The sequence below is a fragment of the Methylocaldum sp. genome (assembly GCF_039794385.1).
Taxonomy (GTDB): domain Bacteria; phylum Pseudomonadota; class Gammaproteobacteria; order Methylococcales; family Methylococcaceae; genus Methylocaldum.
Map to the genome: position 1 here is coordinate 1 of NZ_JBDIVO010000194.1, position 9,085 is coordinate 9,085.

Genomic DNA, 9,085 nt, shown 5'->3' on the forward strand with positions numbered 1-9,085 from the left:
TATAGGCCGGGTTAATAGTATCTTGGTGAGGTCAGCCGGTAGGACGAAGTGAGGAACGACAAATCGGCAGGATTGATGAAAAGTATCCCTGTTTTCCACCCTACCGGGCGCGTCGCGTCCCAATTCTCTCCTGGAGGATTTGTGCCGATCTGCACGGCGGAACAGCCCCCCAGTGTGCGGACAGGGATGGTCCGGCACGAGCCGCATCGTTCTCGATCACAATGCGGCCAGGGCATCGCGCAGACTTCTTACCGGCACGATCTCCAAATTCTTGATGCCCCCTTTCGCGACATTCTTGGCGGGCGCCAAGGCATGGGTGAACCCGTGTTTTGCGGCCTCCTTGAGCCTTTCCTCGCCGTTTTGAACCGGCCTGACCTCGCCATTGAGTCCCAATTCCCCGAATACCACCCAGTCCTTCGGAATGGGACGGTCCCGGTAGCTGGACACGACCGCCAAGGCCACCGCCAGATCGCCCGCGGTTTCGGTAAGGCGCAGCCCGCCCACCATATTGACGAAAACATCCTGGTTGAACAAAGGGATTCCACCGTGCCTATGGAGCACCGCCAACAGCATGGCCAGCCGATTTTGTTCCATGCCCACGGCGACCCGGCGGGGTGACGGCGAATGGGACTCATCGACCAAGGCTTGAACTTCCACCAGAAGAGGCCGGCTGCCTTCGCGCATCACCATCACGACGCTGCCGGGAGCGTCTTCCTCGCCGCGCGACAAGAATAGCGCCGAAGGATTGCGCACCTCTCTAAGCCCGGTTTCGGTCATGGCGAACACGCCAAGCTCGTTGACCGCGCCGAAGCGGTTCTTGAACGCCCGAATAACCCGAAACCGGCTACTCGAATCGCCCTCGAAATAAAGCACGGTATCCACCATGTGCTCCAGCACGCGGGGGCCCGCCAGGGCGCCTTCCTTGGTGACATGACCGACGAGGAATACGGTCGTCGGCGTCTGCTTGGCATATCGAACCAATTGTGCAGCACACTCCCTCACCTGAGCCACGGAGCCCGGCGCCGATTGCAGAATTTCGCTGAACGTGGTTTGGATCGAATCGATGACCAGAACGTCCGGCCGGGCCTCCGATGCAACGGCCAAGATCCGCTCCAGCGAGGTTTCGGCAATGATCTGCACGCCGGCGCAAGACAGTTGCAGCCGCTTGGCGCGAAGGCTTACCTGCCTTATGGATTCTTCGCCGGTCACATAGAGCACCCGCTGGCGTTCGCTCAAGGTAGCGAGGGTTTGCAGCAAGAGGGTCGATTTGCCGATACCGGGATCGCCGCCGATCAGGATGGCGGAACCTGTGACCAGTCCGCCGCCCAAGACTCTGTCGAATTCTTCGATGCCGGTCGGCGTTCTGAAAATTTCTTCCGCTTCGACCTCCGCGAGCGAGACGGGAGACGCGCGTTCGGAGGCCCCTGCATAGCCCGAGAAGCGCGAGGCGGACGGCGCCACCCGATCCTCCACGCCTTCCACCATCGAATTCCAGGAATTGCAGGCCGGACACTGTCCGGACCACTTGGTTTGAGCGTGCCCGCACTCGGTACAGCGAAACACGATCTTCCGGTCTTTGGTACGGCTTACGGCCACGGTTTACCCCCGCTGACCAAAGCGTTCACATCCTGCCGAAAATGCACCGTCACCGCATCGAAGCCGATCTCGCGCATGGCGCCCAAACCCTTATCGAGAGGCATGACGTGATCGGGAGATTCGTCGCTGAAAAGGTGAACGATCCACTGTTCCAAAAGGTCGATGCGGTTAAGCTCGGTAAACGTACGGAAGTATTGCCTTACCTCCTCCTGAGTCGACTGCAGATGGGTCAGGGAATCGTCCAGGGCATAGCGATCGCCGTTGACGAATACCCCTCCCGGCTTTAGAACGCGAAAGATTTCTTCGAGCACTCGGACACGATAGCCATTCAGAAAGTTGTGCAGCGTATAGGCCGAGGCGACGACGTCTATGCTTGCCGACGGCACTCCCTGTAGATAGGACAGAGCATCGTTTTCGACCAGTCGCAGGCGTCCATGCTCCAAAACGCCGGCCAGATTCCGACGCGCTTGGCTCAACATGGTGAATTCGTTGTCGACCGCAGTAATCATCGCATCGGATCGTGCGCGGATGAGATTCATAGTCGTCACGCCGGTGCCGCAGCCGAGTTCAAGCAAATTTAACGATTCCGTCGAAACCTTGGGCGTCCAGCCGGCCACGAACTCGCCGACTCGCCGGCTCATGTCGGCCGCCGCGGGACAAATCCGCTTTAGCATTTCGTATTCTTCCCCGATCGGGCCGGAAAAAAGTTTTTCAGCAGTCACTTCATTCATGATCGATCATTAAGAGTTACAAATTAAGCATCGGTTCACGGTCGATAAACAATGCGGTAAATCGCCCCGGCCTTATCGTCCGATACCAATAGCGCTCCATCGGGCATTTCCAAGACATCCACCGGTCGGCCGAGGACTTCGCCGTTGGGCCGCAACCAGCCTTCCGCGAAAATCTTGTCGTTGACGGGTTTTCCCCCGCGGAATTCGACCATCACGACCCGATAGCCGACGGGCGCACTTCGATTCCATGAACCGTGCTGGGCGACGAAAAGCTGGCCCCGATATTCGGCCGGAAATTGCTTGCCGGTGTAAAAGCGCATGCCGAGCGGTGCGACGTGGGCCGGATACGTCCACGCGGGCGACTCGAATTCGGCGCAGGATTTCCCTTTGCCGAAAGACGGATCGACGATGTCCTTGCCATGGCAATGCGGAAATCCGAAATGCAGCCCCGGTTTCGGCGCATGATTCAGCTCATCGGGCGGCACGTCGTCGCCCATCCAGTCGCGTCCGTTCTCGTTCAACCACAGTTCTTTCGTTTCCGGATGCCAGTCGAAACCGACGGTATTGCGGATGCCGCGAGCATAAATTTCGAAGTTCGAGCCGTCCTTGTCCAATCGCGTCAGCGTCGCGTAAATGTCTTTTTCGGAAAGGCAGACATTGCAGGGAGCGCCCACGGGGGCATAAAGCTTCCCGTCCGGTCCCACTCGCAGATATTTCCAGCCGTGGTGCACATCCTCGGGATAGCGGTCGAAGACGATCTCCGGCTTGGGTGGGTTCGATACCTGCCGCCCGATGTCCTTGAACCTCAGAATGCGCGGAATCTCCGCGACATACAGGTCGCCATCGACATAGGCGATGCCGTTCGGCATGTTCAAGTTCTCGGCCAGCACCTGGACCTGATCGGCTTTGCCATCGCCGTCCCGATCGCGCACTGCGTAAACCTTGCCCTCCTCCATGCTGCCCACATATACGGTACCGTCGTTCCCCAAAGCCAAAGACCTGGCGTTGGGCGTCTGATCGGTGTAGAGCGCGATTCGAAAACCGGGAGGGAGCTTGATCTCGCTCAACAGCGCTTCGGCCCGGACTTCGGCGCAGACCGTCAAACCGAGCGCACACGCCGCGAGCTTCAGCCAAGAATGTTCTCTTACGTCCATACGTCTCCCTCAATGAGCTGAAAGATTCATGAAAGGCTTGGAGGGCAAAATTGTGTTTACGGCGAACGACTTGATTTTTAATGCTTCGCCTCCAAATATGGTAACACCCACGATTTCCATAGGTGACCGACAATCATGCGCATATTTCTCTTTCTGCTCACTAACGCCGCGGTACTGCTTCTGATCAGCATCATTTTCCATGTCTTGGGGCTCGGCAACTTTCTCACCCAGCGCGGCGTTCATCTGAACCTCGACAGCTTGCTCCTGATGTCCGCCATCATCGGCATGAGCGGCTCCTTCATTTCGCTGATGATGTCCAAATGGATGGCCAAACAATCCATGGGCGTCTACGTGATCGAGCAACCGACCAATCAAACCGAGCGCTGGCTGGTCGACACTGTCCGGCGCCACGCGCAGCAGGCCGGCATCGGCATGCCCGAGGTAGGGATTTTCGATTCCCCGGAGCCCAATGCGTTCGCGACCGGCATGAACAAGAACGATGCTCTCGTCGCCGTCAGCACCGGTCTTATGCACCACATGAATGCCGATGAAGTGGAAGCCGTTTTGGGACACGAGATCAGTCACGTGGCCAACGGCGATATGGTCACCCTGGGCCTTATTCAGGGCGTAGTGAATACGTTCGTCTACTTCTTCGCCTCCATCGCGGGCCATCTCATCGACCGGGTGGTGTTCCGCTCGGAAGATGACCGTGGCGGGTATGGACCGGCCTATTATTTGACGCAAATTGTGGCGCAAATATTCCTCTCCATTCTGGCGACGATGGTTGTCATGTGGTTCTCCCGCTGGCGCGAGTTTCGCGCCGATGCCGGCGGCGCGCGCCTGGCCGGTCAGAACAGGATGATCGGAGCCCTGAGGGCCTTGCAGCGAGCCCATGACCATAGAGATTTGCCCGGCGAGTTCGCTGCGTTTGGAATCAACGGCGGTTTAGGCTACGGCTTCAAGAAACTCTTCATGAGCCATCCTCCGCTGGAGGAGCGTATCGCCGCTCTGCAGAATCTGCGCTAACGTAAAGCGCCCTTGCCGCCCGCCCGAGAACCCCATCCGGGCGGGCTTTTTTATCGATTGACCACGGGACTACATCCATGAGCATCGAATGGTCGGACCTACTGAGCGAAAGCGAGGCTACCGCCGATTTTCGGGCAAAGGGCGAAGGATCGGCGTTTTGCGGTTTGGCCGATTTAGGCTTGTTGCGGGTTTCCGGCGTCGATGCGGAGACTTTTCTGCAAGGCCAATCGACTTGCGATATCGCCAGCCTTGGGTTCGACGAATCCGGACTCGGAGCTTTTTGTAATCCCAAGGGCCGCGTCATAGCGAGCTTCCGTGTCCTTCGCCGCGTCGAAGGTTATTACCTCTTTGTGCCGGCCGATTTGGTGGAGGCGATACACAAGCGCCTTCGCATGTATGTGCTGCGCTCGAAAGTTTCCATAGAAAATCCGACGCCGCACTGGGGATTCATCGGGCTTTTCCGGCCCGGCTCCGGGCTTCTCGATGGCCAGGGCGGCGACGTGCTGGCGGTCCGCGTCGACCAAAGCTCCGCGCGCATTCTGATTGCCGCACCGAACGAGACCGCCAAGCGACTCTGGGAAGGTCTCCTGTCGTCATCGGATTACAGCCTGGTCAGTTCCGGTGCGTGGCGCTTGAAGGAAATCGAAGACGGTCTTCCGAGCGAAACGCAGGTGACCAGCGAGGAATTCCTCCCGCAGATGCTCAATCTCGATATTCTGGGCGGCGTCAGCTATCGCAAGGGTTGCTATACCGGGCAGGAGGTCGTGGCACGGACGCACTTTCTGGGGCACCTGAAACGACGGATGTTTCGTCTTCGAACGATCAGCGAGCACGAGCCCAAGCCCGGCGATCCGCTCTATCAGTCCGGCGAAGCCGATGGGCAGCGGGTCGGGCAAGTCGTCGCTGCGGCGCCTGAAGCGGAGCGGAGTTTTCAATTGCTGGCGGTTCTGCCTCTCGACCGCGCTCCAGATGCCGATCTCCGGCTCTTTCGACCCGACGGTCCGGCCGCCGAGTTTCTGACTTTGCCCTATACTTTCGACGTTCCATAACAATAATGCGGATAGAGTTCAGTCAAATATGGACCTAAGAAACGAGCAGGTCTTTCTCGATTACATCAAAGCCGCGATCGAGAACGATAAATTGCAATTGCCCACGATTCCGGAAGTCGCCCTCAAGGTTCGCCAAGCGATCAACAAGGACAACGCGTCGGATGCCGAGATAGCAAAAACGATTTCGTCCGATCCGGCGCTTTCCGCGCGGCTCCTGCAAATCGCCAACAGTCCGCTCTACAGGGCCAGGCAGAAAATCGACAATCTTCAAGCCGCCATCACCCGAATGGGACATAACACCATCCGCAGCTTGGTGATGAATTTGGCGATGAAGCAAGTTTTCAAACCCACTTCCCTGTTGTTGGAAAGCCGTTTTCACGACATTTGGCAACACAGTCTCAATGTCGCCGCCGTGAGCCGCGCTTTGGCGCTGCGCGCCCGTCCGCTGGATCCCGACCAAGCCATGCTTGCCGGGCTTGTTCATCAGATCGGTAAACTGCCGATCCTCGCGTTGGCGGAAAAGTTTTCCGAACTATTGGAAGATGATGCGGTGCTGGAAAACCACCTCGAGAATTTGCACACGCAGATCGGCAAAATCATCATGGAAACTTGGGGGCTCCCCGACAGCTTGAGCCGTGCAGCCTGGGAATATAGGGATTTCGAGAGAGGCGGCGACCCCGCGCCGGATTATGTGGATCTGGTGCAGGTCGCTTATCTGGAAAGCGTGATGGGCACGAAGGCAGCGCCCGATGTCGACCTTTCGGGCGTCCCGGCCTTCACCAAGCTCGGACTCGATCCCGAAATCGAAGTCCTGGAAATCGAAGGCGTCGCCGTCGAGGTCGAAGAAGCACAGCAACTGTTTGCGTAAGCGCAAAGTAGGTCGGCAATCCTTTGCCGACAAACCCGTTTGTCGACCGGCTTTGCGTCGGGAAGGGATTCCCGACCTACATGGCGACACGAGTTCGTAGGCCGGCAATCTTTTTGCCGGCGAGTCCGCCATAGCTAGGCGATTCGACTCAAGGCTGATAACGCGGCGCGGACTCCAGCCATTCATGCCATACCGCCATGCCCACGGCCAGAATCACCGGTCCCACGAATAAACCTATGAACCCGAAGCTGGCCAACCCGCCCAAGACTCCGAACATCACGACCACGAACGGAATGCGGGTGGTGCGGCTGATGACCAGGGGGCGGACCAGGTTGTCAATCCAACTCACGACCAAGGTTCCCCAGAGGAACAACACGGCTCCGGCCCAATAGTCTCCGTTCAGCATCAGCCAAAGGCTTGCGGAAACCCAGACCGCTACCGTCCCGAAAGGGATCAGCGCGAAAAACGTGGTAAATGCGGCGAGAAGGACCGGCGCCCTGATGCCGACAATCCAGTACCCTATTCCGGCCATGACGCCTTGGGCTATAGCCGTCAGTACAATGCCGTAAACGACCGCCTTGACGGTCACTTCGGTGGTGGAAAGGTACTCGTCGGCGCGTTCGCCCAGAGCCAGCAACAACCCTTGACGCACCTCATAAATCAACCGGTGCCCGTCGCGGTAAACGAAAAACATCAAGAATACGGTGAAGAAAAGCTTCGCGCCCAGGTAGCCGACGCCTTCCAACATGCCCACGACTCTACCGGAAAGTCCGGTCAGCCAAGGCAATACATACCGGCGCATCAAGCCCTGCAAGTCCTCGAATTGATCGAATATGAACTGTAGCTCGGCGCCGAGAATGGGAATCTTGCTTAACCATTCGGGCAACTCCGGTTTCTGGTCCAGCCAGGCGGGGAGTCGCTGGAAAAACTCGACCATTTCGGCCTGAAGAATAATGGTCAGGCCGATAAACGGAATGATCAGCAAGGCGGCCAAAAGCAAAGTCATGGTAAGCGCGCTGAGGCTGCTCCGTCCTTCCAACAAGCGCGTTAGGCGAACGTGGAGAGGCCATGTCGCATAAACCAAGATCACGGCCCAGCCGATCGGCTGCAGGAAAGCGCTCATGACCTGGAAGATCAAGAACACCAGTACGGTCAAAAAGACGCCTAGCGTGATAAAGCGCAGAACTCTGTCGATGGTTAGTCTCCCCGACGTGATAGAGGCGGTTCCTTTTCCGTCAAACCTGCCTGTTTGGCTGAAGCCATATGGCCAAAAACATTGCGATACTCAGAAGCTCATGTAGGGCGGAATAGCGTACTCGCGTATTCCGACGTTCCAATCGGCGCATTACGCTAGCGCTAATGCGCCCTACGAAGGCTTCTGATAGCCGCCTTCGCGGCACGATACGCAGAAGCGTTTCTTTTCCCCGTCGAGTCGAAGCGCCGTCAACTCCCCTCCCCACAGGCAGCCGGTATCGATCCCGTAAACATCATCGTCGGCATAAAACCCTAAGGTCGACCAATGGCCGAAAACGATTTCGGCCCCGGCGCTTTTCCGTCCCGGCACCTTGAACCAAGGCATCAGATGAGACGGTTGCGTCCCGGGACCGCCTTTCTCCTTGAAATCGGTACGCCCGTAGCGGTCGCAGTACCGAACGCGCGTAAAACAGTTGGTGATGAAACGCAGCCTGTCCCATCCCTGCAAGGTCTCTGTCCAAAGATCGGGTTGATCGCCGTACATATGCCGAAACAGCTCAACGAAATCATCGCCCTGCAAACAGCTTTCCACCTCCTTGGCATAACGTTCTGCATCCTCCGCACTCCACTGGGGCGGCAAACCGGCGTGAATCAAGTAAAATGCTCCGTCTCGAAACAATAACGGACGGCGGCGCAACCAATCGACGAGGATGTCGCGATCGGGAGCGGTGAGGACATCGGAAAACGTGTCCTTGCGCTTTGTCCTCGACACGCCGTGTGCCACGGCGAGAAGATGCAGGTCGTGATTGCCGAGCACGGTAACGGCCCTGTCCCCCAAGGATCGGATAAACCGTAGAGTCTCCAGAGATTGCGGGCCGCGGTTGACCAAATCGCCCGTGAACCAGAGCCGGTCCTCAGCCGGATCGAAACGGATCTGGTCCAGAAGACGTTGAAGCTCGGCGAAGCAACCCTGTACGTCGCCAATTGCGTATATCGCCATCGATCAGTGCAAGGTTCGCGGAATGGCCAGGGTGAACGACGGTATTTCGGCATCGAAATGCTCACCGTCATCGGCAATCATTTGATATTCGCCTCGCATCGTGCCCACCGGCGTTTCGATCATGGCGGCGCTGGTATAGCGAAAGGATTCGCCCGGAGAAAGATGAGGCTGTTCGCCCACTACCCCTTCCCCGCGGACTTCCTGTATCTTTCCGTGCGCGTCGGTGATGATCCAGTGGCGGGATACCAATTTTGCGGGCACGTCGCCGGCGTTCCGGATGGTGATGGTATAGGCGAACACATAGCGGTTCGTCTCCGGGGAGGATTCGGCTTCCAAATAATCGGTTACGGCGTCGATATCGATACGATACTTGTTGTTCATGGCTTGGACTATGGTTACAGACGATTGTTTTTTTGCCGATAGTTTAAACGGAAGAGAGTTCTTCAAGCACCTTTCGCAACCGCCGA

The 9,085-nt window shown here is 57.6% G+C and carries 9 protein-coding genes; 3 read left to right on the forward strand and 6 right to left on the reverse strand.

Annotated elements, in window-relative coordinates; translation table 11 throughout:
- Window positions 1-216 precede the first annotated feature (216 nt).
- From radA to ABJK70_RS15580, 3 genes are read right to left on the reverse strand one after another with little or no spacing between them, the layout of a single operon-like run.
- Entirely contained in the window at window positions 217-1,596 is a 1,380-nt protein-coding gene (radA, locus tag ABJK70_RS15570) for a DNA repair protein RadA (RefSeq protein ID WP_347258416.1), read from the reverse strand.
- Window positions 1,587-2,327, reverse strand: a complete 741-nt coding sequence (locus ABJK70_RS15575) for a class I SAM-dependent methyltransferase (RefSeq protein ID WP_210023948.1) — start codon at window positions 2,325-2,327, stop codon at window positions 1,587-1,589. Before ABJK70_RS15575 ends, radA begins: the two co-directional genes overlap by 10 nt.
- A 35-nt stretch (window positions 2,328-2,362) precedes the next feature.
- Entirely contained in the window at window positions 2,363-3,481 is a 1,119-nt protein-coding gene (locus ABJK70_RS15580; protein ID WP_077732301.1) for a sorbosone dehydrogenase family protein, read from the reverse strand.
- Window positions 3,482-3,613: 132 nt separating this feature from the next.
- Here ABJK70_RS15580 and htpX point away from each other — a divergent pair, with 132 nt between their 5' ends.
- From htpX to ABJK70_RS15595, 3 genes are all read left to right on the forward strand, one after another.
- Window positions 3,614-4,507 carry a protease HtpX gene (htpX, locus tag ABJK70_RS15585; protein ID WP_205781108.1) on the forward strand — a complete coding sequence of 298 codons (894 nt, stop codon included), beginning with the start codon at window positions 3,614-3,616 and terminating at the stop codon, window positions 4,505-4,507.
- Window positions 4,508-4,584: 77 nt separating this feature from the next.
- Window positions 4,585-5,556 (forward strand): hypothetical protein, encoded by a 972-nt coding sequence (locus ABJK70_RS15590; RefSeq protein ID WP_347258417.1) that lies wholly within the window; start codon window positions 4,585-4,587, stop codon window positions 5,554-5,556.
- A gap of 28 nt (window positions 5,557-5,584) precedes the next feature.
- The gene (locus ABJK70_RS15595; RefSeq protein WP_347258418.1) at window positions 5,585-6,424 is read left to right on the forward strand and encodes an HDOD domain-containing protein; all 840 of its coding nucleotides are present in this window, start codon (window positions 5,585-5,587) and stop codon (window positions 6,422-6,424) included.
- Window positions 6,425-6,572: 148 nt separating this feature from the next.
- Here ABJK70_RS15595 and ABJK70_RS15600 read toward each other — a convergent pair whose 3' ends face one another.
- From ABJK70_RS15600 to apaG, 3 genes are all read right to left on the reverse strand, one after another.
- Window positions 6,573-7,580: an AI-2E family transporter gene (locus ABJK70_RS15600; protein WP_347258419.1), complete on the reverse strand. Its 1,008-nt coding sequence runs from the start codon at window positions 7,578-7,580 to the stop codon at window positions 6,573-6,575.
- Window positions 7,581-7,790: 210 nt separating this feature from the next.
- Entirely contained in the window at window positions 7,791-8,618 is an 828-nt protein-coding gene (locus ABJK70_RS15605; protein WP_347258420.1) for a symmetrical bis(5'-nucleosyl)-tetraphosphatase, read from the reverse strand.
- Between the two features lie 3 nt (window positions 8,619-8,621).
- Window positions 8,622-8,999, reverse strand: a complete 378-nt coding sequence (gene apaG / locus ABJK70_RS15610) for a Co2+/Mg2+ efflux protein ApaG (RefSeq protein WP_077732294.1) — start codon at window positions 8,997-8,999, stop codon at window positions 8,622-8,624.
- Window positions 9,000-9,085 lie beyond the last annotated feature (86 nt).